A 24,002-nucleotide genomic window follows, 5' to 3' on the forward strand; every position below is an offset into this window, starting at 1 on the left:
AATGCCGCAGCTTTACCGATGCATGACGACTTTTTTTTCATCGGATTGAAGCGTAACGAGGGTCGGAAGGCGCAGCGTTTTTCAACCCCGCAGCCAACTCCGGACGGCATGATCTTGCCCACCGATCGCGCCCGTATCGGTCAGCGCCTTTTTCGTTCGGCCTGGGCGATTTCCGGCCGCACGGGACGGATTGAAGTAACGTCCGTCACCACCGATCCGGCCGCTGCACCGCACGCCCGGGAGTATTTGTCCCGATTGCCTGGATCGGTCGGGCTGTGCCGAAATGCGCATTGGAATCGTCGCCAGCGGTCAAGACCAAACGATATTGGCTTCCTATAGTCGCTTCTGGCGACCGCTGCGGCGCTTCTGATCCGGAGCAGTTCGACCGATACCGCGCCTACCAGAGAGGAGCCTCACACGCAGTTGATGCGGACAAGAGCCGTGCACCGGCCGCCGCCGCGCTCGCGCAGCACGCGCGCAGGCGGTGAGCAATGCCGGCATGCACGACCTGGCAGTGACCTCATGCTTGACGACAAAGGGAAATAACATGCGTTTCACGAAAAGTCTCTCCCCTATCGCAGTTGTAGTCGGTTCACTTCTCGCTGTTGCACCGCTCGCCTCGCACGCGGACACCGTCGTAAAAGTCGGGTTTGCCGCGCCGCTCACCGGACCGAACGCCAACTACGGCAAAGATCTGGAGAACGGCGTCAAAATGGCGCTCGACGACGCGAAAGCGCAAGGCATCAAGATCAATGGCCAGCCCGTCACGTTCCAGCTCGTCGCGGAAGACGACCAGGCCGACCCGCGCGTCGGTGTGCAAGTCGCGCAAAAGCTCATTGACGAAGGCGTGTCGGTCGTTGTCGGCCACTTCAACTCCGGTACGACCATCCCCGCTTCGAATCTCTATGAGAAAGCGGGCCTGCCCGACATCGATCCCGCCGCCACGAACCCGACCATCAGCAGTCGAGGCTTCAAGAACATGTTCATGGTGATCTCGAGCGACGCGCAAAACGCGGGCACCGCGGGCGCCTATGCGGTCGAGACGACGAAGGCCAAGCGCATCGCCGTGATCGACGACCGTACGGCGTTCGGCCAGGGCGAAGCCGACGAGTTCGTGAAGGCGGTCAAGGCGCACGGCGGTGACATCATCGATCGCGAGTACACGACGAACCAGGCAACGGACTTCAAGACCCAGCTCACGAACCTCAAGGCCAAGAACCCCGATCTGATTTTCGTCGGAGCCCTCAATCCGCAGGCGGCCGGCATCATGAAGCAGATGAATCAGCTCGGCATCAAGGCGCAGTACGTGGGCGGCGGCGGCGTGAAGGACATCGACTTCATCAAGCTCGCGGGCGACGTGTCCGAAGGCGCGATGGCATGGGAATACGGCCGTCCGCTCGACAGCACGCCCGTGGGCGCGAAGTTCGCCGAACGCTTCAAGCAGAAGTTCGGCGAAGACGTGCTCTCGTACGCGCCGTTCGGTTATGACGCGGCGTGGGCGGCCATCAAGGCCATGCAGGCAGCCAATTCGACGAAGCCCGACGACTATCGCGCGAAGCTGCAGAGCATCAGCTTCGAAGGCATTACAGGCCATATCGAGTTCAACGCGAACGGCTCGCTGAAGAACGGTTCGTCCACGGTCTACCAGGTGAAGAACGGCCAGTGGGTGACGGTCAAGACCGTAAGCGGCCTCTGATGGTTCATGCAAGGCCTGCCGCTTCCGGGCAGGCTGTCGTCGCGGCGCCTTGCGGGGCGCCGCGACGCGTTGCATCCGCCGGCGGAGTCGACCGGTCTGAATTCTGAAAGAAACGAGAAAGACAATGTTCAACCGCGCGATGCATTTCCCGCATGACATTCGTGCAGGGACGGGCCGCCTGCAATAAAAATCCGAGTTGCATTTGCTTACATCACTCGCGGCACATACCATCAGTAGACCCGCTTCCCTCTCCCTTCTCTTTGCGCATCCCATTCCCCTTCCCTGGTCTCATCGCGCTCATGGCCGGGATAGGTTGAATCGCGCTGACGAGCGCATCCGCCAGCCCCTGTTTTGAACGTCAACATGTCTCAGCACCGCGTGCTTCGCCCGCGGTGCGTCTGCCGGAACCACGCGGCGGGGCAGCACATGAGGGCCCGTCGCGAGCAAGCCAAAGGAGCGACCATGCGCGCACTCGACATCATGACGACGTCCGTCGTCACGGCCACACCTGACATGACGATCCACGACGCCGCAAGACTGTTCGTCGACAACCGGATCAGCGGCATGCCTGTCGTCGACGGGGAAGGACAGGTCGTGGGTATCGTCAGCCAGGGCGATCTGCTGCATCGCGTGGAGAACGGGACGGGACACGGCAAGCGCCGATGGTGGCTCGAGTTTCTGCTGTCCTCGCCTCGCGAACAGGCCGCGCGATACGTCAAGGAGCACGGACACGTGGTTGGCGATGTGATGTGCGAGCGCGTGATCTCGATCACCGAAGACATGCCGCTCGACAAGATCGCAGACTTGATGGAGCGCCGGCATTTGAAGCGCGTACCCGTGCTAAAGGACGGCAAGCTGGTCGGGATCGTGAGCCGCTCGAATCTGATCCGCGCACTCGCGAGCGTCGCCCCGCCCATGGACGCTGCCGCGCATGACGATGTCAGTGTGCGCGACGCGATCGTGCTGGAGATGCACGGACAGCGCTGGGGCCTGTCGAAACAGGGCGTGCTCGTCAAGGACGGGGTCGTGCATCTTTGGGGCGTCGTCGAGTCGGAAGAGGAAAAGCGCGCCATCTGCATTGCCGCCGAAGGCGTGCCGGGCGTCAAACGCGTGGAGCATCATCTCGAACTTCCGAGTGTGATACCGACACTGTAGTCAGCGCGGCGAGTACCTGAATCGAAGGGGCGCGCGATGCGTACGCATCGCGCGATCACGATATCGTCACCATCCCATCGAGTGGCGTGTTCATTTCGAGAATCCGAAAGATCGCGATGGAGGTGCCGCGGCCCGAGCGCCGCGATCAACAGCGCGGTCGACGTCGAGCCCGCTGCTTCCGGCAGACGAGGTTAGCGACTTCCATCCGACAATCAGCGTTTTCCAGCCTAACGCGGGAAGCCTGTTTTTATTGCGTCTCTCGCGCGCTGTTCACCATCGCGCATCGCCGATTGGGAGTCGATAAAGGTATCGCCGTCGTAGATGTGGTAGATCGGACAGGTTTCATAGACTGACGACCCGTCGAGTCTGGTGATCATGGCTTGCGCCACGTAGTTTGTCGTCTTGCCCGGTAATCCGGGCGGAGCCACTGTCCGGACGCTAACGATCACTCGATAAGGCGGCGCGTCCACCTCCATTTGCAATGAAGACATGTTGCTCTCCCGCCCGGATCGATAATCAAGTATGAATCTCGCAAGTACTAACGCCAACTGCAATCGAGCATGGATTCGTTCTATGCGGTCGCTCTGACGCTCGTTGAAAGCGGCCGATGGATGACTGCATTTTCCAATGATGATTGAGCGCAATGCGCTGACCATCCAGTGCATCGGGGAAAGTCGAGTGATCACGACGGGAATCTGGACACGGTGCAAGTTGCACAAGGAAAGCCCGTCTGCGTGGAAGACCCGCCACACGCAGCAGTTAGCGGCTTACGTGAGAGTTCGTGTCTTTCGTGGTTAATGCTTCTTTATATATGAAGCCCGATTCCGTGTGGATCAGTCCGGGCACGTCAATTCAGGCATCAACGAATTCGGCGAAAAGTCCACGACGATCGACTGTTCGCCAAGCGCCAGCCAGCCATTCCACGCAGGGTTCTTCTCGCGCGCCATGAAAAGCACCAGCATCACGGCAACGACAACATGAAACCAGAAGGCTGCCTGCTCCAGATCCGCGAAGTCATGTCTCATGTGCTGCTCCCGCTGAAGTCTCCAATCGTTTCCGATCCAGCCGGAAATAGCCCGGCACGACACAGCGTGTGGCGCCTTATTACATAAACGAATCCCGGCAGTCCAATCTCAAACACCGAATTGAAGAGCCGGGACTCGTCGGCTTGAAGGAATCGTACGTCAATGCGGCACGTTCACGATCCCATCATGGACGCCGATCGCATTGCTGCCCGGATTCGCAACGATGGCCGGCAAGTTTGCCACGCCCAGCGCCGGAGCCTTGCCCGGATCGCCGCCTCTCGGTATGGTGCGGATAACCTGCGACGGCGGCAGCGGCGTGCCATTCTTCAGATGACTCCACATCAGATTGAGCGCCTGAAGGTTGTAGTAATGGACGGGCACGAATCGCGTATCGAAGCCTGCTACACCGAGAAAGGCGTCGAAGTGCTGCCCGTTCGTGACTTCATAGAACGACAACTGGCTGCGTGAGCCTTCCCTTTCGCTGTTCGCCGCAAGGTACGCGCGCGTAGCATGATTGATGGGCACCAGCGCATCGCTACGTCCCTGGACGATGATTGCAGGCTTGCCATGCAGGTTTGCATTCACGCTGATCGCTTCGACACTGCGACGCATGCGCGGATCGTTACCCGTCCACAGCGCCCGCAGGCAAGCGGCCCCGTTGAAGCTCGCATCGGACGTCGCCAGCCGATGATCCGCGCCGCCTTGCGACGTGCCGTTATAGACGAGACTGATGCCGTTGGTGGGCGGCACGCCGTTACCCAGACCAAACACAGTCGGCATCGGCGAAACGGCGGGCGCAACGCCCGCTGCGCCCGTCGACGCATTCGTCGTGCCGAAGCTGAAACCACACAGATTGTCGATCACGCTCGACCTCGTATAGGCGTCGGCATACGTGACGGCGACAGCGGGTACTGCCTGCGAGTCCCACATCGGCGCATGCAGAACGTCGGAATCCGCTTCATAGCCGGCCTTGTGCAGCAGCGTAAGCGCGTCGTTCGCCTGGGTTTGCGCATCGCTGCCCTTCACGTACCCCGCAGCAGCGAGTGACGCGCATCGCGCTGTGCGGATGGCGTTCGTCGTCGCGACGGGCAGCGCCGTCAGATAGGGTGCGTTGGCGGCCGCATCCGCGAGCGCGGCGCAAGGCTGGAGCAGGTTGGCCAGCGTCATATAGTCGGCCAGCGGTTTGCCCGCCGCCGCGATACGCTGGCCGCCTTCCTTGACCTGCGCATGGCCGGGCAAGCGAACGTTGATCTGCGGCTCGCCCACCACGACTGCCGTGATCCAGCCTCGCGTGTCCTGCTCGGCGGCTGCCAGCGACGCACCGCCGCCATTGCTCACGGAAGCCGCGATCGTCGTGATCTCGCCGGGCTCGTAACGCACGCCGGTACCCGACGCGCCGATGTGCGGCCCGAACTGCTGGTTGAGCGCCCAGTACGCAAACTGGATCGCAGCCAGCGTATCCCTGCCCCAGTCCGCTTCCGGGTTCTGCTGCGAGTGCGCGTGCTTGAATGCGTAGCGGTACGGGTACTTCTGGTTATAGGCGGCAAGCGAATCCGCAGGCACATTCGCCGTGAACAGACTGCTGCGTCCTGCAGTGGCGGCATCGGCGACGCGGCCATCGATCAGCGTGATGAGACCAGTCATCAGTTCATCCGCACCGTTGCCTGAACCCTTGTCGGTATAAGCGACCGCGCAGCCTCGCTTCAGCCCCCACTCCCCGGCCGCCGAAATAGCGCCGTACACGCCGCGCGAACCCGACGACGTTGCCGTCACGATGCAGGGGCTTTTCGGGTTGAAGGTGGTCGGCACCTGGACGAGCAGGCTGATGTTACGACGGCCCGTGCCGTCGTCGGCATACGCGAGATATTCGGTGCCTGCGATTTTTCCTTCACCCAGGGTGTCGCTACCCGAAAGATCGACATTCGGCCCCCAGAAACGACCGTAGCCGCCGTTCGGGGTCATGTCGACGAGCGCACGATAGTTCGACCAGATCGCCAGCCTGCGCAGTTCCGCTGCCGTCGGGGTGGCGGGATTTGCAATAGCGGGCGCCGCGCCCGCCAGCCCGGTTTTTCCGAGTCCGGCTGTCAGCAGATCGTCGCTGACGCCGTCATAGACGGTTGTTTGCAGGCTGGCTGCAACGACGAACGGCGGCAGTCTGTTGAGCTTCCCGCGACCGGAATCCTGGTCGCCCGCGTACACGCCTTGCACGACCGCCAAGCCGGTTATCGCCAGCGCGACATTGCGCAATACCCTTCTGCCACCGACCGCCAACGGTAAACCCATCATTGCTGTCTCCTTGATTTTGATTGGACAACACGCACTGCCACTGGACAAGCTTCAGGCGCCGGATCACGGCATCGTTAGACAGTAGAACATTCCGTGCGTCGATTCCAGCCAGAACCGCGCGTATCCGGGACGTGACATTGCGCGCATTGTTGCTCACGCAACATTGCGGAAGGATCGACTTTCGAAAGATGCTCGAAGGCGCGGACGCAACCGTTGGGATCTGGAGGCCGGGCGCGAAGCGACGTTCAATGTCGGCGGGCTCCGTGCCGATCTCACTGTCTCGCGCCTCCGGCTAGCGCCTGAGCGGACGCATTCTTGAATGACCAGGCGCGGGCAGAGCGTTACTGAACATCGGCATCAGGCACCTTGCTCCAGCCCGGCCCCGGGTCAAACGACTTCGTCGCCTGCGCTTTGGCGGCACTGTCCGCTCCGAGGTCTCGCTGATAGACCTGTCCCGCATGACTCACCATGAAACTCTTGATCCCCGTGTCTCCGTATTTCACCGGCCACGCGATGACGGCAAATCCGCCAAAGAGCTTTCCATGCACGACGTAGTCATACGCACCGCCCGGCGCGTGCGGCCCTTGCGATTCGAGCAGCTTGTAGTGGTACCCGTAGTAGCCGGCATTCTTCGCATTGCGCGAACTCGCATCGACGAATGCATCGCCGAGCGGACTCGGCGTGTCATCCGGCCCGGTCGGCCAGTACAGACCGTCGTGCTTTCCGGACGAACTCACCATCCGCGATGCATAGGCAAGCACGCCTTCACCGTCGTGCGTGGTTTGCGCGTACTCGCGCTGCGCATCGTAGATCGCGAGCATCGTCTGAATGACGGCGAGTTCGTTACGGCCGATCCGACGCAAGCGCATCTCTTCCGCGCCGGCGCGCGTGTCGAAGTGCCATCCCTGCCCGGTCTTGACGAGCGGCACGGGAAACGTCCAGCCATTGTCGCCGACGACGATGTGAGTGCGTCCATTTTCCACGGGCTCGATGGTATGGGACTTCGCCCACTCGGCGACGAATGTGTCCCGCAACGCCGCGCCAGCAGCTGGAATCAGTTTGCGAAAGTCATTGCCGAAGATTGTGCGCAACGCGTCTTCGCGGTCTTTCACCACGGCATCGCCGAACGCGTTCATCGCGGCTTCCGGCGTGCTGAAGTTCTTTTGCGCATACGCCGCGGTTGTCGTTGCGACTGACAGCGCCGCGACGGCCGCAAGGGTTGCGAGTTTGAGCGTCAGCCGTTGCGGGGCGACGTGTGAATGGATATTCATGATTCGCTCCTTAACGCCTGCCGCGGAACCCGCCGCCACCACCGCGCATGCCACCGCCTCCGGATGGCCGGTTGAAGCCCGACCCCTGCATGCTCGATCTGCCTCTATCGAAGTTGCGCTGCGCGCTACGGCCGCTCGTGTCCACGCCATTGAACGCGCTGTCGCGTCCGCCGCCGATACCGCCGGCGCGGTCGCCGCTGCTGACGCGATTCACGTCACCGCCTGCCCGATTCGTCCCACCCCGGTTCGCACCGGCGGAACGGTCCGCCGTCGCTGGCCGATTGCCTGCCGCCGCCCGATCACTCGTTCCGGGGCGAGCACCCGTGTTCGCGCGGCCGCGATACTGGTCACGCGTGCCGGCACGCGGCGACTGACCGCCGAATTTATCGCGCGTGGCATTGTCCCGGTACGCGACGCCCTGGCGATGACTCGCATCGTGTTGCCATCGGCCGCCCTGCGCCTGCACCTTGTTGCGATCGAAATTGCGATTGATGTTCGCGGCCCTGTCGACGTTGATGTTGACGTCGCCCCCACCCCAACACGAGTTGCAGTTACTGAAGATCGCACCGGCGGCGGCGAGACCGATGCCCCACGCGAAGCCCGTCGCAAGCGCGGCACCGGGGTAATAGCCAGGGTAATAAGCCGGGTACGGCGGCCAGTAGTAAGGCGGATACGCCGGATAGCTCCACGCGCCGTAGACGACCGTCGGGTTGTACGCCGGCACGTAGATCACCTGCGGATTCGCCGGCTCGATCCTCACGATCGTCGACGTGCCAGCCTGGCTGCCCGCCGGCGCGGGCTCGACGATCACGTTCTGCTGCTCGTTCGATTTCAGGTTGCCCGACTCCTGCGCACGCGCCCGCAGTCGTTGCACGGCGTCGAACACCTCTTTCTGCTGGGCGAGGAAGGCATCGCCCAGTCTCTGCGTCCAGTCGAGCTTGTCACTCATCGGCTCGAGGATTTGCGGGAACGCCACCATCGATTTCACGCTGGTGTCCCAAGGCTGATCCGCCACCGCCTTCACGGCAGCGTCACCCTTCACATCCGGATGCGCCTTCACCCAGCGCGCCGCGTGCACGATTTCCAGCGGATACGTCGACGCCATCAACACCTGGGCCAGCACGGAGTCCGGGTACAGCGCGATGGGCGCGACCAGCGCCTCGATCTCTTCCGGCTTGAATGGCGCGGGGCCCAATGACTCGGCGCCAGACGGCGCAGGAGCCATGGACGCCTGACCCGCTGGTGCAGGCGTCGTCGACGCCGTGGCGGATGGCGGGGGTGCCGACGAAACGGAACCTGATGGCGCGGGCCCCGCCGCACCGTGTTCCGCACAGGATGAAATTGCCGCCAGCACGAGCGGGCATAGAAACAGGGCGCTCGCCGATCGGGCTTTCCAGTTGCTCATAGCCACTCCTTCCGGCCGCATGTTGACTCGGACAACGATATGGCGCGCTAACTCCGAAGTACCCCGTGAGCTCGACTTCAGAAACAACGAAGCAATCGGGGAATCCGGTTCACTGACTTACACCGTGGCGGGCAACTGCGACCGCGGCGCCGCGGCTCTGTTCCGCTTCCGCAGTCTCGTAGTCACCGACCTTGCTTGCAGCCGCGACTTCGCAGTCGTACTCCCGATCCGCTGCAGCATCGCGCCGGTAAACCCGCGCGTTGAAGTCCGGATCGACAGGTATAAAACTGGATGCTTCCAGCCTATACGCGTCGAAACGAATCTTGTATTGGACTTTGGTCCAATGGGCCGGTGCAGCACCACGATGCGCGATGAAATCCATTGAAAAATAAGTACCAGACGTTATTCTTGACGCTGACATCGTGGCCCCAGGCGTTGGCACGCGGCTGTGAACCTCTCCCCCTGGAGGCATGTGGGATGATCGGGCGGCTGACACGCATTTCCGCTTCTGTCGCACTGGGTTGCCTGGTGACAGTCGCGCCGGTATTGACCAGCATCTATATCGCGCACGAAGACGCCGACCGTCGCGAACAGGCCGATTTGCAGCAATTTGCCGCGAAAGCTGTGATGCGCGCAGACCTCGTCACGTATCAGGCCATTGCCGCCCTCGCCGATATGCAGGCAGCGCTCGGCGCACCCTGTTCGCCTGCCCGTATCGCGCAGCTTGCCCGCGTCATTTTCAATTACCGGTATGTACAGGACGCAGGTGAATACAGTGGCAGCCAGTACCTGTGCTCGCCGCTTTTGGGCGACGTCCGGACGCGGCATCTGACGATGCCGCCGCCAAGCTGGCACAGCAGCGACGGCTACCTGATCTGGCTCAGGCAAAAGAACCCGCTGAGCAACGTGCGTCAGGATATTCAGATCGGCCGTGACGGAAACTATGTGTCGATTGACGCGCAGTCCTACGTCGACGTGATCGATCCTGCCCAGCGGCCCATCGCGGCGATCCAGAGCGAATCTGGGCTGGTCATCGCGCTGTCACCTGGCGCCGACGGCGACGATATGCTTCGCGCATGGAAGCTGGGCGGACACATGGACAGCACGCAATGGCACTACGCCGTCGACCGTTCGTCGAGCCGCCCTCTTGCTGTGGTCGTCAAGTCGCCACGCAGCAGCCTGTTCGAGAACTGGAGCGGATTGCTCGCGATGTGGCTTGCGGTTGGCATCCTGATCGGCGGGCTGCTCGGCTGGATCGCGTTCCGGCTGATCTCACAACAGATCTCCTTCCCGGCGACACTCAAATGGGCTATCGCTCGCAAGAAGATCGACGTGGTGTACCAGCCCATCGTCCGCCTCGCGAGCGGCGAATGCGTCGGCGTCGAAGCACTGGTCCGATGGAAGTTCGATGGGCGGGACATATCGCCGGAAATCTTCGTTGCGGTTGCCGAGCAAAACGGTCTCATCCAGCCACTCACCGATCTCGTGCTGAACCGGACCATCGACAGCATGGCGAAGTACCTGCGCTCGCATCCATCGTTCTACGTTTCGATCAATGTCAGCAGCGAAGATCTGCGTACGCGCCGCTTCCTGGATGTGATCGCCGCGCAGACTGAGGGATTGGGCATCCGGCCCGGACAGATCAGGATCGAAGCGACCGAGCGAAGCTTCATGGACGCCGACGCGACGAGAGAAACCATCACGGCGTTCCGGAATGCCGGTCATCCGGTCTACATCGACGACTTCGGAACGGGATATTCCAGCCTTTCCTATCTGCAATCCTTCACCATCGACGTTCTCAAAATCGACAAATCATTCATCGACACCATCGGTCAGGACGCGGCATCGAGCATCGTCGCGCCGCACATCATCGAGATCGCGCACGATCTGGGTGTGGAAATAGTCGCGGAGGGTATCGAGCGGGAAGTCCAGGTCGAATATCTGATGCAGCGCGGCGTGCAGTATGGGCAAGGCTGGTTTTTCGCCAGGGCCATGCGCGTTGGCGATCTCTTCGACTGGCTGGAAGGAGTTGGCTCGACGCTTGAAGCGGCAAAGTAGTAAAGGCAGCTACGAAAGCTCAATCTCCCGGCAATCAAGTCGATGCAAATCGCGACTGCCGAAACCAAAGAGAGGTCCGATATGTACCCTCTTCCTGCTGCGTTGATCGTATTGGCACTCCTGCTGGCGGGTGCCCTGATCGGCGTCGTTATTCGACCGCTATTGCCGGAAGAGCACAAGGCTCATCAGACGGTGCAACTCGTGCACCTGATCGACGGCATGCTTGTCACGTTCGCAGCACTCGTGCTTGGACTGATGACCGCGTCGGCGAAGACCACATTCGACAATGCATCCGATGACTTCCGCGTGCTCGCTTCAGACCTGGTCCAGTTCGACGACACTGCACGCCAGTATGGTCAGGAGGCCGACAGCGTGCGGCGACTCATGCAGACCTATGTCGCAGCGACGATCGCGAGCACCTGGCGCCACGAACCGCCGCCACCGGGAAGCTACTACCCAACGAGCCTCGCCCCGAAGGATGTCACTGAAAATCTGGACGATCCGCAACTCGACCGGATGCTTAACTCGGTAGGCCGTGAATGGCGTCGCCTTGTTGCACACGATCGCAGCCATCAGGATCTTCTCGATGACGGTCGCGAGCAGTTTTCGCGGGTCGTGCAGGCGCACTGGAAATTGATCCAGGAGGTCCACAGCTCGATTTCCCTGCCGTTTTTCATGACACTCGCGTTCTGGCTGTTTGTCATCTTCCTCAGTTTTGGGTTGGCGGCGCCCCGCAACATGCTGGTTCTCGTCACGATCATCCTGGGCGCGACCTCGATCGCGTCGGTCGCCTATGTCATCGTCGACCTGGATACCCTGTTTCGCGGAATTATCGTGGTTTCGAGCCAGCCATTGCGTGACGCGCTTAACGCGTTGGTCCGCTAGCGTGTCGTCGCCGCTTCACAGAACGCATCGACCGGCACCGCTACCGCATGCGACTCACGTCGCGCGCGGCGGCACGTCATTGTCGATACGGTTAGCATGCTGTCGCCGTCGTTTCAGCATGTAGCCGGTCAGAATGACGAATATCGCGCCGGCGATCTGCATGCCGTAGATCGCAACCGGAGAGTCGAGCAACGGCCAATGGTTTCCGGCAGGATCATTGACGATCAGGCCACCCGCAATCCAGCCGAGCAGCCCCGCGCCTAGCGTGACGATGATTGGGAAGCGGTCGAGCAGTTTCAACATGATCTGGCTGCACCACACGATGAGCGGGATGCTGACCAGCAGCCCGAAGATCACGAGTGGAATGCGGTGTCCGGGGTCGGCCTGTTCCGCCGCGCCGGCGATGGCGATCACGTTGTCGAGACTCATCACGACATCGGCCAGGATGATGGTCTTGATCGCGCCCATCATCTCGCCCGCCGACTTCACGTTCGCGTGCGGATCGTGCGCGGGCGCCATCAGGCGTACGCCGATCCACAGCAGCAGCACGCCGCCGGCCAGCTTCAGAAACGGCAGGTTCAGCAGCGCGACCACGAACGCGATCAGCACCACACGCAGCAGTATCGCGCCGCCCGTACCCCACAGAACACAGAGCCGGCGTTGCCGTTCAGGCAGATCGCGACAGGCGAGCGCGATCACCACCGCGTTATCGCCGCCCAGCAGCACGTCGATAACCAGTATCTCGACAACAGCGGTCCAATCGAGCGTGGCGAAAAATTGGAGCATGGCAGTCGGTGCTATGAAGTCGTGCGACTGGCGACAGCGTCACCGGGGCCGTGCGATCGCGTTGAAAGCATCCGCAATGACGGGATCGGCTTGCGGCCACGGTGCATGAAGGCCAGAGGTACCGCCCTGCGACGCGGTTGCGCCAGCGCGCACGAACACGCGCGCTCCGCGCCCGCCGCGGCTCGAAGCGATATATCGGGCAACCTGCAACGTACCTTCAGCGAGCATCTCGCGCGCGGCGATGAGTATTTCGTTGCGGCTCGTGCCCAGCCGCTCCGCCAGTTCAACCGCGGTGCACTCGCTGCCATCCGCCAATAGCGTCTCGATCCTGCTGGCGAGGCGCTCCGTCCGGCGTTTGTGCCCATTCAAAGCCGCTGGTTTCGTCGGCATCGCCATTGGTGAGGCTCGATGCCTGATCGCGTCCAGATCGCTTTGCACGTCTCTCGCGACCTTCCCTGGATTGCGAGCACGATAGCAACGCTGGTCGATATCGAGTCGGCAAAGCGGGTTCTCGAAGATCACTGCCAGCTGGTCGACGCCGAAGCGAGCGCGCAGCGCACGCCACACGTCCTGCCAAGCGTCGCAGAGACCGCTGCGAGCGAGGTCGTAAGCGCTTTGTCTGATCGATTCGCGCGTCTCGATGAGGTCCCAATTGATAGAACGCTTCATGACCGGGCGAAATCGTAGGGTGATACGGGACGGCGGGGCTGACGGGTCGTCCGACGCATGGATCGGTCAACCACGCCGACGGCGGCAAGAAACCGGCGCGTTGTCATTCGCATTGCAATCCCCGAGCAGGAAAATGCGTCGAGTCAAGAATATGCCTGACGCCCTGCGCGTGATATTGGACCTTGGTCCAATAGGGATGAGGAGCAGTCTGGGACACGCAAACACCACTTGAACTGGACCTACTTTCAGCTACAACGTATCTAACGCTGGCGCCAGATCGACGTGGACGGCAAACCCTCGCGCGCCTCGTCAGTTCCAATCTCGAACGCGATGGCGGCATGCCGTGAACTCGAACCTTCAGCCCGAGGAACCGATGAAAACGCCGGCGTGGAGCTTCGTCGCAGCCGTCTGTGCTGCCCTGCTCGCGGCGCTGCTGGCTGTTCCGGCAATCACCCTTGCCGCCGGATCGGAGACGCTGGCGCAGATCAAGGCGAGAGGTACGCTGCGATGCGGCGTCAGCGAAGGCATCGCCGGTTTTTCTGTGCAGGACGCGTCGGGCCGCTTTTCGGGCCTCGATGCCGATTTCTGCCGCGCGGTCGCCGCCGCTGCGCTAGGCGATTCCAACAAGGTGACCTTCGTCCCGCTCAAGACTTCGGCGCGCTTTCCCGCGCTCAGAACGGGCCGCATCGACCTGCTCGCGCGCAACACGACATGGACCCTGCTCAGGGAAGGAACGCTCGGCATCCAGTTCGCGGGCGTGCTCTTCTATGACGCGCAGGCGTTCATCGTGTCGACGAAGAACGGGGCTGCGCCCGCCTCCCTCAGGGGCGCAACCGTCTGCGTGCAGCAGGACACGACGAGCGAAGGCAATCTGATCGGCTATGCCAGCGCTAACTCGCTGGACGTGAAGCCGCTCGTCGTCGGCTCGGTCACGGAACTGGCGCAAGCCTTCTTTTCCGGCCGATGCAGCGCGGCCACCGCGGACGCATCGCTGCTCAGCGCGCTGAGGAGCCGCGCGCCCGGTGGCGCATCGACTGTCGAGATATTGCCCGAGCGCCTGTCGAAGCAGCCGCTCGGACCGGCCGTTCGCGGCGACGATGACGCATGGCTCGTGGTCGTGCGCTGGGTGCTTTTCACGCTGATTACAGCCGAGGAACTCGGCGTGACCCGCGAGAACTATCTGACGCGCATCCGCGATCCGCTCGTGGCGCGCGCGCTCGTGCCGGACGCCACCGTCACGGCGACACTCGGCATCGAACCCGGCTGGACGCTCAGGGCGCTGCAGAGCGCGGGCAACTACGGCGAAATGTTCGAACGCAACCTCGGCGCGGGAAGTCCGCTTCGACTGGAGCGCGGACTCAACGATCTCTGGACGCACGGCGGTCTGATGTATGCACCGCCGATGCAATAGCGACGGCATGGACGGATCATGAGCGACTGGCAAATCTATCTCGTGGTCGGAGTGTTCTCGGTGGTCATCCTCGTGATCGCCTTCGACCTGATCGACATGGCCGTGGCCGCGCTCGTCGGTGCGAGCGTCCTGATCGCACTGGGCATTCTCGAGGAGAAAGATCTGCTGGCCACGGCGCGCACGTCGGCGGGGCCCATCAGCCTGCTGTTCGGCGGCATGATCGTCGCGCGGATCCTCTCGACCACGGGCCTGTTCGATCTGGTCGGCGACTTCTATCTCCGCGCGACGGCGGGCAGCGGCAAGCGCTTCCTGCTTCTGCTGATCCTGATCGTCGCGCCCTTGTGCGCCCTGCTTCCCAACGCCACCACGGTGATCCTGCTTGCGCCCATCATCGTTCGCGTGGCGCGGGCACTGGACATCGACATCGTCCCGCCGCTGATCCTTACCGCCATCCTCAGCAATGCCGCCGGCCTGCTGACGCTGGTCGGCGATCCCGCGACGTTCCTCGTGGGCAGTTCCATCGGCATGACCTTCGGCGAATATCTGAGGCGGGCGAGTCTCGGTGGCGTGCTTGCGATTTTCGTGGTGATCCCGTTGCTGCCCGTGCTGATGCCCGGCATCTGGCGGATGACGAGACCCTTGCCGCCCCGCACCCCGCACGCGCAATTGAAGAGGCCCGTCTATGCCGTGTTCGCACTGGTGGTCCTCGTGCTCATGATGGTGCTGTTCGTGATGGGTGAAGAACTGCCGACCCGCATCGTCCCGCCCGTGGTCGCCGTCATCGCCAGTGCGCTCGCATTACTGGTGGCCTTCGCCTTCAAGGTCGAGCCGACCGAAAACGTGCTGCGCGACGTCGACTGGAAAACACTCCTGTTCCTGTCATGCATTTTCTGTCTCGTGCAAGGCATGGCCAAGACAGGCCTGCTGCAGGTCATGTCGGTCAAACTCTATGAAGTGTTCGGGACGCGCACGACGCTCGTTGCGCTCGCGATGATCGCCGGCATCGGCCTGCTGTCTTCCGTGCTCGCGAACGTGCCCGTCGCGGCCGCTTCGATCGTGATGGTCAAGGGTTATCTGGTCACGGCCGAATTCGTTCCCGACGCGGCGTTATCGGATCAGTTCACGCAGTGGCCGCCCGCGGTGATCCCCGTGTTCGTCGGAATGATGTACGGCGCGACGCTGGGCGGCAACGCGACGCTCGTCGGCTCGGCGGCCAATATCGTGGCTGCCGGGATATGTGCGCGAGAAGGCACGCCCGTCAGCTTCGGCCGGTTCCTGCGTTATGGATTACCGTTCACCGCGTGTCAGCTCGCGGTCGCGGCAGGTTATGTGATCGTGCTGACAAAAGTGCTGCGTTGAACCAGAGAGGCAATCATGAAAGCATCTAACGTCGCAAGTTTGCTCGTCTTCATGGGATACGCGATGCTGACGCCGAACGTCCATGCGCAGGCGTCCAACACCATGCCGATGGCGTCGAGTCCCGCTGCCGGTTCAGCGAAGGCGGCGCCATCCGACAAGCAGTTGGCTCGCGATGTGCGCAAGGCGTTGTCGAAAGCGCCCCACTTCAACGTGTCGAACGTGTTCGTCAAGGCGCGCGGCGGTGTCGTGACCTTATCCGGCAGCGTGTCCGACGGCGCCCAGATCCAGCAGGCCACGGAAGTTACGATGGGCGTGCCGGGCGTAACGTCGGTCAGTAACCATCTGGTGATGTACACGAAAGGGTATTAGCGAAACAGCCCACCGCACGGCGGGCTGAATCCATGTCACGTGGCAGCCGGTGTCGTTCCCGGGAACACGCAGCGTCCCTTATGCCAGCCACTTCTTGATGTTGCCGGCCATCACGTTCGTGGAAATGCCATAGCGATCGTGCAGCGTCGGCAGCGCACCCGCATCGAGGAACGCGTCGGGCAGCGCGATCTGCCTGTATGCGCAAGAAACGCCGGCGCTCAACAAGGTCGTCGCCACTGCTTCGCCGAGGCCGCCGATGACCGTATGATTCTCGGCGACGACGACCATCCGCCCCGATCGCTTCGCTTCGCGAATGATGGTCGCGGTGTCCAGCGGCTTGATGGTCGGCACGTGCAGCACAGCGACATCCACGTTGTCCGCTTCGAGCGCCTTCGCGGTTTCGAGTGCGCGCATCGTCATAATCCCCGACGAAATGATCAGCACATCCGCGCCGTCACGCAGCATCTTCGCCTTGCCGAGTTCGAACCGATAGTCGTACTCGTCCAGCACGGCAGGTACATTGCCGCGCAACAGGCGCGCATACACGGGCCCCTTGTGAGCCGCGATGGCGGGCACCATCTGCTCGATATCCAGCGCATCGCAGGGATCGATGACGGTCATGTTCGGCATCGCGCGCATCAGCGCAAGATCTTCCGCGGCCTGGTGACTCGGACCATAACCCGTGGTCAAACCCGGCAGAGCGCAGACGATCTTCACATCCAGGTCGTCTTCGGCGATGGTCTGGTGAATAAAGTCGTACGCGCGCCGCGTCGCGAATACCGCGTACGTGGTGACGAACGGTTGTGCGCCTTCGTGAGCGAAGCCGGCCGCTGCGCCCATCAGCAACTGTTCGGCCATGCCCATCTGGTAGTAGCGCTCCGGAAACGCCTTCGCGAAGATGTGAAGGTCGGTGTACTTGCCGAGATCGGCCGTCATGCCGATCACATTGGTTTTCGTACGCGCCAGCTCGGCAAGTGCGTGCCCGAACGGTGCCGAGCGCGTGAGCTGCCCTTCACCTGCAATCGACGCGATCATCGCCGAGGTCTTCAGACGAGGCTTTTTATCGACGATCGAATTCATGCTTTTCTCCCTGCGAATGTTTCGTCAAGTGCTTCGAGCGCCAGCTTCCATTCGTGTGGATCGACGCGGATGAAATGATTCTTCTCGCGCTGTTCGAGGAACGGCACGCCGCAGCCCATCTTCGTGTCGCAGACGATGATGCGCGGTTTGGCTTCCTTCAGGTTTCGCGCATTGTCGAATGCCTCTTTTACCGCGTCGATATCGTTGCCGTTCACACGCTGCACATACCAGCCGAAGGCTTCGAGCTTCGGCACGAGCGGCTCGAACGCCATGATCTGCGTCGATGGACCATCCGCTTGCTGATTGTTCACGTCGATCATCGCAATCAGGTTGTCGAGCTTCCAGTGTGCCGCCGACATCAGCCCTTCCCAGACCGCCCCCTCGTCGAGTTCGCCATCGGAGAAGAGCGTATAGACGAACGACTTCGAGCCCTTGCGCCGCAGGCCCAGGCAGCGGCCCACCGCGATCGTCAAACCTTGTCCCAAAGAGCCGCCGGACATCTCCATGCCGGGCGTGTAGCTAGCCATGCCGGACATCGGAAGACGGCTGTCGTCGCTGCCGTAGGTCTCGAGTTCTTCCTGAGGAAGAATCCCCGCTTCGAACAACGCCGCGTACAGCGCAATCGCGTAGTGACCGTTCGACAGCAGGAAGCGGTCGCGCTCTTCCCAGTCGGGATCGTCGGAACGGTAGTTCATTGCGCCGAAGTACGAGACGGCCAGCACGTCAGCGATATCGAGTGCCTGCCCGATATAGCCTTGACCTTGTACTTCGCCCATCAAAAGGGCATTGCGTCGGATGCGATAGGCGCGCTCGGCGAGCGTCACATCCTCGATGACGGGAGTACTCATTTGCATGTCTCCAGATAAAAAGTTTCGATTCAGCGATTGACGGTTTTCGCGGGAACGAAAAACACCATGACCGCGCCAAGCACCACCGCCGATGAGATAAAGATCAGGCCCGCAGTGGACTTGCCTGTGAGGTCGTTCAGCCAGCCCACGATGGCCGGCGAGAAGAAGCCGGCCAGATTGGCGACGCAGTTGACGGCGGCGATCCCCGCGGCTGCCGACATGCCGCCAAGCACCGCCGTAGGAAGCGCCCAGAACAGCGACGACGAGGCGAGAATGCCTGCCGCTGCAACGCTCACGCAGACGATCGACGCGCCCACGCTGCCGAGCATCGGCAAGCTGGCGAAGCCGGCTGCGGAGACGAGCATGGGAATCGCCAGATGCAGACGGCGCTCACGCCGTTTGTCCGCACTGCTGCCAAGCAGGGGCAGCGCGATGATGGCGCAGAGGTATGGGATCGCAGTCAGAATGCCCACCCACAGCGGGTCGGCAACGCCCGTGCGCCGGACGATAGTCGGCAACCAGAACGTGAGTCCGTACTGGCCAAGCACGACACAGAAGTAGATGGCGGCCATCAGCCACAGGCGCCGGTCTGCGATGAACGCACGAATCGACATATGCTCGGTGGTCTCAGTGCGGTCCTTGTCGACGTTGCGCTTGAGCAAAGCCTTTTCGTCATCCGTCAGCCACTTCGCACCGGCGATGCCGTTGTCGAGATAAAGGATGATCGCAAAGCCAAGCACAAGCGACGGGACCGCTTCGAGCATGAACAGCCACTTCCATCCGGCGAGGCCGTGCAGACCCTGAAACGAATGCATGATCCAGCCCGACAGCGGCCCGCCCACGATGCCTGCGAGCGGTATCGCCATGAAGAACATCGAGAGCGCCTTCGCGCGCCGTGCCGCAGGAAACCAGTACGTGAGGTACAGAATCACGCCGGGCGCAAAGCCCGCCTCGGCGACGCCAAGCAGGAAGCGCAAGACGTAGAACGCGGTCGGCGATTTGACGAACACGAAGCTCGCTGAAATGAGTGCCCAGGTGAGCATGATCCGCGCGAGCCAGTTGCGCGCGCCGACCTTGTGGAGAATCACATTGCTGGGCACTTCGAAGAGAAAATAGCCGAGAAAGAAGATGCCGGCGCCGATGCCGTACACCGTTTCGGAGAAGCGCAGATCATTGAGCATCTGAAGCTTCGCAAAACCGACGTTGACGCGATCGAGGTACGCGCCCAGGTAGCACAGCATCAAAAAGGGAATCAGACGGCGCGCCACCTTGGCATACGTTCTCGCTTCGAAGCTGACGACGTCGACAGACGCGGAAAGCTCTGCGTCGATCATGGGCGAGGCCATTTTGGATTTCATCGGTTGTCTCCTGTTGGCCAGACGCATGCCGTCCATGCGTCTGACCGCAAGCTTGTGAGCCGTTTCAGCGGCGCGACACCCCGTGTGTCCGGGTGCGTCGTGAACGTGCGCATCGTTGCGAGGCGCACGCGGGTTCATGGTCAGTGAATCAGCATGCCGCCGTTGACATCGAGCGTGATGCCCGTCAAATAGGTCGACAAACCGCTTGCCAGGAACAGGCAGGCGTTGGCGATATCGTTCGCGTCACCGAGACGTCCGAGTGGAATGCCCTTGATGATGTCGGCACGCATTTCCGGCGTCAGCTTGTCGCCTGTGATATCCGTCTGAATGAGGCCCGGCGTGATCGAATTCACGCGGATGCGATCGACGCCGAACTCGCGCGCCATTGCCTTGGCGAGTCCGAGCACGCCCGCTTTTGCCGCACTGTAGTGCGGGCCGCCGAAGATGCCGCCGCCGCGTTGCGCGGAGACGGATGACATGCACACGATGCTGCCGCTTTGCTGCCTCTTCATCTGCGGAATGACCGCTTGCGACATGTACAGTGTGCCGAGCAGGCTGACGCCGATCACCGCGTCGAAGTTTTCGCGCGCAATTTCCAGCGTCTTGATGGGCTGCGTGATGCCCGCGTTGTTCACCAGCGCATCGATGCGGCCATATGTCTGGACGACGGCGTTGGCGGCGCTGACGCATGCCGCCTTGTCGGTGACGTCGCACGCCAGACCCAGGTGGCCGTCCCCCAGGTCGCGCGCTGCGCTTTCGGCGTCGGCCTGTTTGAGGTCGAGGATCGCGACGCGGGCGCCTTGCGCGGCCATCGCTTTTGCCGTCGCCTTGCCGATACCGCGCGCCGATGCCGCGCCCGTGATGATGACCACTTGATTCTCAAGCAACATGTCAATGTCTCCGTTGGTGAACTAGGTGTAGGCGAAGTTTCTCCGCCTGCGACCTGACCATCAACGCAGTTTTGCTCAATCGATGCTGAGAAAATTTCAGCTGCGGGATTTCCCTGACGGGCCGGGACCGCCGCGCTCTATCTCCTGCTCAATCCATGCGAGGAAGCGGGCCACCCTCGGCAGATCCGCGTTCTGGCTCGGGTAAACCAGATGGTGAGCGCCGACCTCGACCGAATGCGCATCATCGAACACGGGCACCAATGCGCCTTCCCGAATCTTGACCGAGGCGAGCATCAAACTCTCCAACGCGATGCCGAGTCCCAGCGTAGCCGTCTCGATCGACATATAGGAACGGTCGAATGAAAAATCAAAGGTCTTTTGCGCGCCGGCGACCCCGGCGCGTCCAAACCATTGGCGCCACTGAACAAGCGGTGTTTCCGAAAAGATGAGCCGGTGCGCGAGGAGATCGTTGGGTGTCTTCACCGGGTGTTGCTTCAGATACTTGGGCGATGCCAGCGGTGCGATGAACTCACCCCGTAGCGTCTTGACTTCGACATTGCTCCACTCGCCGTACCCGTGGCGGATATCGATGTCGTAGTAGCCGTTCGAGAACGAAACGTTCTCATATGAGCAGGCGAGGTTCAGCTGGATGTCTCCGTTGGCCTCCTGGAACGAAGCCAGCCGTGGCATCAGCCACATGAGACCGAAACTCGGGCTTGAATGGACCCGCAGGATATCGACCTCCTTGCGGCTCGACGCCCGCTCGGTCGCGCGGCTGAGGTCTGCCAGCGAACCGGTCACGTCGGACAGATAGCGCTCGCCCGTGGGCGTCAGAACGAGGCCGCGCCCGGTTCGCTGGAACAGGGGCTGACCTATGATCGACTCCAGATTGCTCAGTTGATGGCTTACCGCGGATGCGGTCAGACCAAGCTCATCGGCTGCGCGGTTCACGCTCCTGGTTCTGGCAATACATTCGAAGGCAACGATGGCCTTGACGGGAGGAATACGCATGGTCGACTTGTCTTCGGGTCGGTTAAGGAGAACTGCATCGCTCGCACGCAGCGATCGAACAGCGCGGCCCTCTCGCCATCCCCTTGATGTCTCTCGCGTAGGTGCCGGCTACGTCACCTCGACTTGAAGCCGATGGCGACAGGCGTTTTCAGAAATTTCAGCAACGGCAATTCTACGACCATCCGAAAGACGGATGCTACACACTGCGGGTGACATGCGCGCAAACCTGGTGGCTGCAGGCGACCTGGTCCTCCCGTCGCGGAGGTCTGCAATTGGACAGTCTGATTTCTTGCGAGCCGACAATCGAAGCAAAGGTGATTCAAGGATGTCGATTTAGCACGATCCCGAACGTCGCGTAGGTATGTTCGGCGGTACGCATCCGGCAAAGGAGAACCCAGCATGCCCCCCTCACTGCTCCCCGTTATCACGGTCTTTGAGCGGTCGCCCGATCGCGGTAAGGGACTCGCGCGTGACATGCGTGTTCGCTGGGCGTTTGAAGAAGTGGGTCAGCCTTACGAGGTTCGCCTTGTCTCGTTCAGCGCGATGAAGGAACCCGCGCATCGTGCGCTTCATCCGTTCGGGCAGATTCCGACCTATGAAGAAGGCGCGCTTGCGCTGTTCGAGTCGGGGGCGATCGTGTTCCATATCGCAGAGCGCCACGCAGGTCTCCTGCCCGCCGATCCGAACGCCAGGGCACGCGCAATCACCTGGATGTTCGCCGCGCTCAACACGATCGAGCCGCCGATCCTCGATCTCCAGACCACCAGAATCCTGGAGCGCGACAAGAGCTGGTACGAGCAGCGCCTGCCTGTCGTAGAGGATCGCATCCGTGAGCGGCTAGCCGAGCTGTCCGATCGCCTTGGCAACGCTGACTGGCTCGATGGCGCGTTCAGCGCAGGCGACCTGATGATGGTGTCGGTGTTGCTCAGGTTGAAAGCATCGCGGCTGCTGGACGAGTATCCGAACCTCTTCGCCTATGTCGCCCGCGGCGAGGCGCGGCCCGCGTACAGGCGCGCTTTCGACGCCCAACTGGCGATTTTCACCAGCCAGCCATCGACCGGCCGATGAAGGTCGGCTTTGCGCTCGACAGCACGGCCGTGAAGCCACCGATACGGTCGGTCATTCGACCGATACCGCCGCGATCCGCCCAGTGCGATCCTTCCTCGCGACACATTCATCGAATCCGTTAGGGAGTGGCTATGGCCGATCGCGATGCAGGTATCACCCGGGCGCAGGAAGAAAGCTGGCTCACGCGCTATTACGTCACCCGGGCCGCGTTTTCCGCAGTCTGGGTTGCGCTTGCCTTCTCCGTCGGCCAACGGTTTCCGGCCGGTGCTGTTGTACTACTGATTGTGTATCCCGCGTGGGATGCGCTGGCCAACTACATCGACGCGTCGCGCAGCGGAGGCTTGACTGAAAATCGTACCCAGGCGCTAAACGTCGTCATCAGTCTCGTGACAACGGTTGCGGTGATCGCCGCATTGCGATTGAACTGGGTGCTGGGCATATTCGGCATTTGGGCCGTACTCTCCGGATTGCTTCAGTTCGGCACCGCCGTGCGCCGCTGGAAACATCTCGGCGCGCAATGGGCAATGATCCTGAGCGGCGGACAATCGGCGCTCGCGGGGGCGTTTTTCCTGTTGCAAGCCCGCGCGCCATTGCAGCTTGCGACCGGCCGCGTGGCAGGCTATGCAGCCGTAGGCGCCGTCTACTTTCTCGTTTCCGCGGCGTGGCTTTTAGTCGGCCAGATGCGCAGCAAGACGGTTCGAACGTCCTGAAACGTCCGCTCGCTGACGAGCGGACGTACGCGAACATCAGTTCGCGAAGCACGAGAACTCAGCCGAGCCTCTCCTTGAGAAACGCGACCACAAAAGGCGTAGCGGCGGCCGCGATCGTCGACGCAGTCGATGGATCGATGCCCATCCGTGCCGCCAGCGATTCGGCCACACGACCGGTCAGGACGCCTTCGCCGCCCTCTTCGAGCGATTTGAAAACGCCATCTCCCTTGACCAGCCCGGCGGCGAAGGCAGCAAAGAAGCTTTTGCCCGGATGCTCACCCAACAGGCCGGCACCCTGCTCCTCGACGTGAGCATGCGCGGTCTCGGCTACCTGTCCCAGCATTTGCTGGGCGTCGTCGGCATTGATACCTTGATCGGCAAGCGCCTGGGTTGCCTGACTCCCATGTTCTGACGCGAGAAATTCAGAAACCAGTTGCTGCATGTCCATGACAAATGCTCCAGTAATCGTGAGGTTCGAAAGACCGACTTGGAAAAGGCGACTGCACACATCACGCCCCGCCCTATGCGCAGCCATGCCTGCACCCATTGTCGCCCGACTACCTTTCGGACGGACTACACTACGCGCCACACGCCTGTTCCTTCGGACGACGCGCGCGGCACCGGGCCTCTGAAGCAAAAAAGCCAGCGGACAATGTTCTTGT

The 24,002-nt window shown here is 61.8% G+C and carries 24 protein-coding genes; 10 read left to right on the forward strand and 14 right to left on the reverse strand.

The annotated features are described in order from the left end of the window. Positions 1-18: 18 nt before the first annotated feature. The 3 genes from G3N95_RS02135 to G3N95_RS02145 all read left to right on the forward strand — a co-directional run bounded on the left by G3N95_RS02135 (position 19) and on the right by G3N95_RS02145 (position 2,851). Positions 19-339, forward strand: a complete 321-nt coding sequence (locus G3N95_RS02135) for a hypothetical protein (protein WP_205968295.1) — start codon at positions 19-21, stop codon at positions 337-339. 208 nt (positions 340-547) lie between these two features. Next, complete coding sequence (locus G3N95_RS02140; protein ID WP_205968296.1) at positions 548-1,696, forward strand: branched-chain amino acid ABC transporter substrate-binding protein; 1,149 nt, start codon at positions 548-550, stop codon at positions 1,694-1,696. A gap of 462 nt (positions 1,697-2,158) precedes the next feature. Next, positions 2,159-2,851 carry a CBS domain-containing protein gene (locus G3N95_RS02145; protein WP_205968297.1) on the forward strand — a complete coding sequence of 231 codons (693 nt, stop codon included), beginning with the start codon at positions 2,159-2,161 and terminating at the stop codon, positions 2,849-2,851. A 227-nt stretch (positions 2,852-3,078) separates the two neighbouring features. Here G3N95_RS02145 and G3N95_RS02150 read toward each other — a convergent pair whose 3' ends face one another. The 6 genes from G3N95_RS02150 to G3N95_RS02175 form a co-directional block, all read right to left on the reverse strand. Continuing rightward, a complete protein-coding gene (locus tag G3N95_RS02150; protein WP_205968298.1) occupies positions 3,079-3,342 on the reverse strand; it encodes a hypothetical protein in 264 nt (87 codons plus the stop codon). A 342-nt stretch (positions 3,343-3,684) separates the two neighbouring features. Next, positions 3,685-3,876 (reverse strand): hypothetical protein, encoded by a 192-nt coding sequence (locus tag G3N95_RS02155; protein WP_205968299.1) that lies wholly within the window; start codon positions 3,874-3,876, stop codon positions 3,685-3,687. 159 nt (positions 3,877-4,035) lie between these two features. Beyond that, positions 4,036-6,162: a D-(-)-3-hydroxybutyrate oligomer hydrolase gene (locus tag G3N95_RS02160; protein WP_205968300.1), complete on the reverse strand. Its 2,127-nt coding sequence runs from the start codon at positions 6,160-6,162 to the stop codon at positions 4,036-4,038. A 341-nt stretch (positions 6,163-6,503) separates the two neighbouring features. Then, entirely contained in the window at positions 6,504-7,433 is a 930-nt protein-coding gene (locus G3N95_RS02165) for a DUF2950 domain-containing protein (protein ID WP_205968301.1), read from the reverse strand. Positions 7,434-7,443: 10 nt separating this feature from the next. After that, positions 7,444-8,658, reverse strand: a complete 1,215-nt coding sequence (locus G3N95_RS02170; RefSeq protein ID WP_346778343.1) for a DUF3300 domain-containing protein — start codon at positions 8,656-8,658, stop codon at positions 7,444-7,446. A 289-nt stretch (positions 8,659-8,947) separates the two neighbouring features. Continuing rightward, the gene (locus tag G3N95_RS02175) at positions 8,948-9,220 is read right to left on the reverse strand and encodes a hypothetical protein (protein WP_205968303.1); all 273 of its coding nucleotides are present in this window, start codon (positions 9,218-9,220) and stop codon (positions 8,948-8,950) included. 95 nt (positions 9,221-9,315) lie between these two features. Between G3N95_RS02175 and G3N95_RS02180 the strand changes: the two genes are divergently transcribed. Beyond that, a complete protein-coding gene (locus G3N95_RS02180) occupies positions 9,316-10,896 on the forward strand; it encodes an EAL domain-containing protein (RefSeq protein ID WP_205968304.1) in 1,581 nt (526 codons plus the stop codon). 81 nt (positions 10,897-10,977) lie between these two features. After that, positions 10,978-11,781, forward strand: coding sequence for a hypothetical protein (locus G3N95_RS02185; RefSeq protein ID WP_205968739.1), 804 nt, complete (start codon positions 10,978-10,980; stop codon positions 11,779-11,781). A 54-nt stretch (positions 11,782-11,835) separates the two neighbouring features. Here the strand turns inward: G3N95_RS02185 and G3N95_RS02190 are convergent, their stop codons facing one another. Both G3N95_RS02190 and G3N95_RS02195 read right to left on the reverse strand, forming a co-directional pair. Then, positions 11,836-12,567, reverse strand: coding sequence for a TerC family protein (locus G3N95_RS02190; protein WP_205968305.1), 732 nt, complete (start codon positions 12,565-12,567; stop codon positions 11,836-11,838). Between the two features lie 39 nt (positions 12,568-12,606). Further along, a complete protein-coding gene (locus G3N95_RS02195) occupies positions 12,607-13,236 on the reverse strand; it encodes a hypothetical protein (RefSeq protein WP_205968306.1) in 630 nt (209 codons plus the stop codon). Between the two features lie 343 nt (positions 13,237-13,579). Here G3N95_RS02195 and G3N95_RS02200 point away from each other — a divergent pair, with 343 nt between their 5' ends. From G3N95_RS02200 to G3N95_RS02210, 3 genes are read left to right on the forward strand one after another with little or no spacing between them, the layout of a single operon-like run. Beyond that, positions 13,580-14,647 (forward strand): amino acid ABC transporter substrate-binding protein, encoded by a 1,068-nt coding sequence (locus tag G3N95_RS02200; protein WP_346778344.1) that lies wholly within the window; start codon positions 13,580-13,582, stop codon positions 14,645-14,647. Between the two features lie 18 nt (positions 14,648-14,665). Further along, positions 14,666-16,006, forward strand: coding sequence for an SLC13 family permease (locus tag G3N95_RS02205; protein WP_205968307.1), 1,341 nt, complete (start codon positions 14,666-14,668; stop codon positions 16,004-16,006). A 15-nt stretch (positions 16,007-16,021) separates the two neighbouring features. After that, the gene (locus tag G3N95_RS02210; RefSeq protein ID WP_205968308.1) at positions 16,022-16,375 is read left to right on the forward strand and encodes a BON domain-containing protein; all 354 of its coding nucleotides are present in this window, start codon (positions 16,022-16,024) and stop codon (positions 16,373-16,375) included. A 78-nt stretch (positions 16,376-16,453) separates the two neighbouring features. On the opposite strand, the gene G3N95_RS02215 is transcribed toward G3N95_RS02210, so the two are convergent. The 5 genes from G3N95_RS02215 to G3N95_RS02235 form a co-directional block, all read right to left on the reverse strand. Further along, positions 16,454-17,455 (reverse strand): transketolase family protein, encoded by a 1,002-nt coding sequence (locus G3N95_RS02215; RefSeq protein ID WP_205968309.1) that lies wholly within the window; start codon positions 17,453-17,455, stop codon positions 16,454-16,456. Beyond that, positions 17,452-18,303 (reverse strand): transketolase, encoded by an 852-nt coding sequence (locus G3N95_RS02220; RefSeq protein ID WP_205968310.1) that lies wholly within the window; start codon positions 18,301-18,303, stop codon positions 17,452-17,454. Before G3N95_RS02220 ends, G3N95_RS02215 begins: the two co-directional genes overlap by 4 nt. 29 nt (positions 18,304-18,332) lie before the next feature. After that, entirely contained in the window at positions 18,333-19,661 is a 1,329-nt protein-coding gene (locus G3N95_RS02225; protein WP_205968311.1) for an MFS transporter, read from the reverse strand. 140 nt (positions 19,662-19,801) lie between these two features. After that, positions 19,802-20,551: an SDR family NAD(P)-dependent oxidoreductase gene (locus tag G3N95_RS02230; RefSeq protein WP_205968312.1), complete on the reverse strand. Its 750-nt coding sequence runs from the start codon at positions 20,549-20,551 to the stop codon at positions 19,802-19,804. 96 nt (positions 20,552-20,647) lie between these two features. Then, positions 20,648-21,562 carry a LysR substrate-binding domain-containing protein gene (locus G3N95_RS02235; protein ID WP_205968313.1) on the reverse strand — a complete coding sequence of 305 codons (915 nt, stop codon included), beginning with the start codon at positions 21,560-21,562 and terminating at the stop codon, positions 20,648-20,650. A 399-nt stretch (positions 21,563-21,961) separates the two neighbouring features. Here G3N95_RS02235 and G3N95_RS02240 point away from each other — a divergent pair, with 399 nt between their 5' ends. Both G3N95_RS02240 and G3N95_RS02245 read left to right on the forward strand, forming a co-directional pair. After that, positions 21,962-22,630 (forward strand): glutathione S-transferase family protein, encoded by a 669-nt coding sequence (locus tag G3N95_RS02240; protein ID WP_205968314.1) that lies wholly within the window; start codon positions 21,962-21,964, stop codon positions 22,628-22,630. A gap of 131 nt (positions 22,631-22,761) precedes the next feature. Continuing rightward, entirely contained in the window at positions 22,762-23,340 is a 579-nt protein-coding gene (locus G3N95_RS02245; protein WP_205968315.1) for a DUF308 domain-containing protein, read from the forward strand. 58 nt (positions 23,341-23,398) lie between these two features. On the opposite strand, the gene G3N95_RS02250 is transcribed toward G3N95_RS02245, so the two are convergent. After that, positions 23,399-23,788: a hypothetical protein gene (locus G3N95_RS02250; RefSeq protein WP_205968316.1), complete on the reverse strand. Its 390-nt coding sequence runs from the start codon at positions 23,786-23,788 to the stop codon at positions 23,399-23,401. Positions 23,789-24,002: the final 214 nt, after the last annotated feature.

Origin of the sequence: Paraburkholderia sp. Tr-20389 (assembly GCF_017104565.1) — a bacterium.
GTDB lineage: Bacteria > Pseudomonadota > Gammaproteobacteria > Burkholderiales > Burkholderiaceae > Paraburkholderia.

Coding starts and splice junctions, on each gene's coding strand:
- G3N95_RS02135 (WP_205968295.1), top strand. CDS start 19: ATGCATGACGACTTTTTTTTCATCGGATTGAAGCGTAACGAGGGTCGG.
- G3N95_RS02140 (WP_205968296.1), top strand. CDS start 548: ATGCGTTTCACGAAAAGTCTCTCCCCTATCGCAGTTGTAGTCGGTTCA.
- G3N95_RS02145 (WP_205968297.1), top strand. CDS start 2,159: ATGCGCGCACTCGACATCATGACGACGTCCGTCGTCACGGCCACACCT.
- G3N95_RS02150 (WP_205968298.1), bottom strand. CDS start 3,342: ATGTCTTCATTGCAAATGGAGGTGGACGCGCCGCCTTATCGAGTGATC.
- G3N95_RS02155 (WP_205968299.1), bottom strand. CDS start 3,876: ATGAGACATGACTTCGCGGATCTGGAGCAGGCAGCCTTCTGGTTTCAT.
- G3N95_RS02160 (WP_205968300.1), bottom strand. CDS start 6,162: ATGATGGGTTTACCGTTGGCGGTCGGTGGCAGAAGGGTATTGCGCAAT.
- G3N95_RS02165 (WP_205968301.1), bottom strand. CDS start 7,433: ATGAATATCCATTCACACGTCGCCCCGCAACGGCTGACGCTCAAACTC.
- G3N95_RS02170 (WP_346778343.1), bottom strand. CDS start 8,658: ATGGCTCCTGCGCCGTCTGGCGCCGAGTCATTGGGCCCCGCGCCATTC.
- G3N95_RS02175 (WP_205968303.1), bottom strand. CDS start 9,220: ATGGATTTCATCGCGCATCGTGGTGCTGCACCGGCCCATTGGACCAAA.
- G3N95_RS02180 (WP_205968304.1), top strand. CDS start 9,316: ATGATCGGGCGGCTGACACGCATTTCCGCTTCTGTCGCACTGGGTTGC.
- G3N95_RS02185 (WP_205968739.1), top strand. CDS start 10,978: ATGTACCCTCTTCCTGCTGCGTTGATCGTATTGGCACTCCTGCTGGCG.
- G3N95_RS02190 (WP_205968305.1), bottom strand. CDS start 12,567: ATGCTCCAATTTTTCGCCACGCTCGATTGGACCGCTGTTGTCGAGATA.
- G3N95_RS02195 (WP_205968306.1), bottom strand. CDS start 13,236: ATGAAGCGTTCTATCAATTGGGACCTCATCGAGACGCGCGAATCGATC.
- G3N95_RS02205 (WP_205968307.1), top strand. CDS start 14,666: ATGAGCGACTGGCAAATCTATCTCGTGGTCGGAGTGTTCTCGGTGGTC.
- G3N95_RS02210 (WP_205968308.1), top strand. CDS start 16,022: ATGAAAGCATCTAACGTCGCAAGTTTGCTCGTCTTCATGGGATACGCG.
- G3N95_RS02215 (WP_205968309.1), bottom strand. CDS start 17,455: ATGAATTCGATCGTCGATAAAAAGCCTCGTCTGAAGACCTCGGCGATG.
- G3N95_RS02220 (WP_205968310.1), bottom strand. CDS start 18,303: ATGAGTACTCCCGTCATCGAGGATGTGACGCTCGCCGAGCGCGCCTAT.
- G3N95_RS02225 (WP_205968311.1), bottom strand. CDS start 19,661: ATGAAATCCAAAATGGCCTCGCCCATGATCGACGCAGAGCTTTCCGCG.
- G3N95_RS02230 (WP_205968312.1), bottom strand. CDS start 20,551: ATGTTGCTTGAGAATCAAGTGGTCATCATCACGGGCGCGGCATCGGCG.
- G3N95_RS02235 (WP_205968313.1), bottom strand. CDS start 21,562: ATGCGTATTCCTCCCGTCAAGGCCATCGTTGCCTTCGAATGTATTGCC.
- G3N95_RS02240 (WP_205968314.1), top strand. CDS start 21,962: ATGCCCCCCTCACTGCTCCCCGTTATCACGGTCTTTGAGCGGTCGCCC.
- G3N95_RS02245 (WP_205968315.1), top strand. CDS start 22,762: ATGGCCGATCGCGATGCAGGTATCACCCGGGCGCAGGAAGAAAGCTGG.
- G3N95_RS02250 (WP_205968316.1), bottom strand. CDS start 23,788: ATGGACATGCAGCAACTGGTTTCTGAATTTCTCGCGTCAGAACATGGG.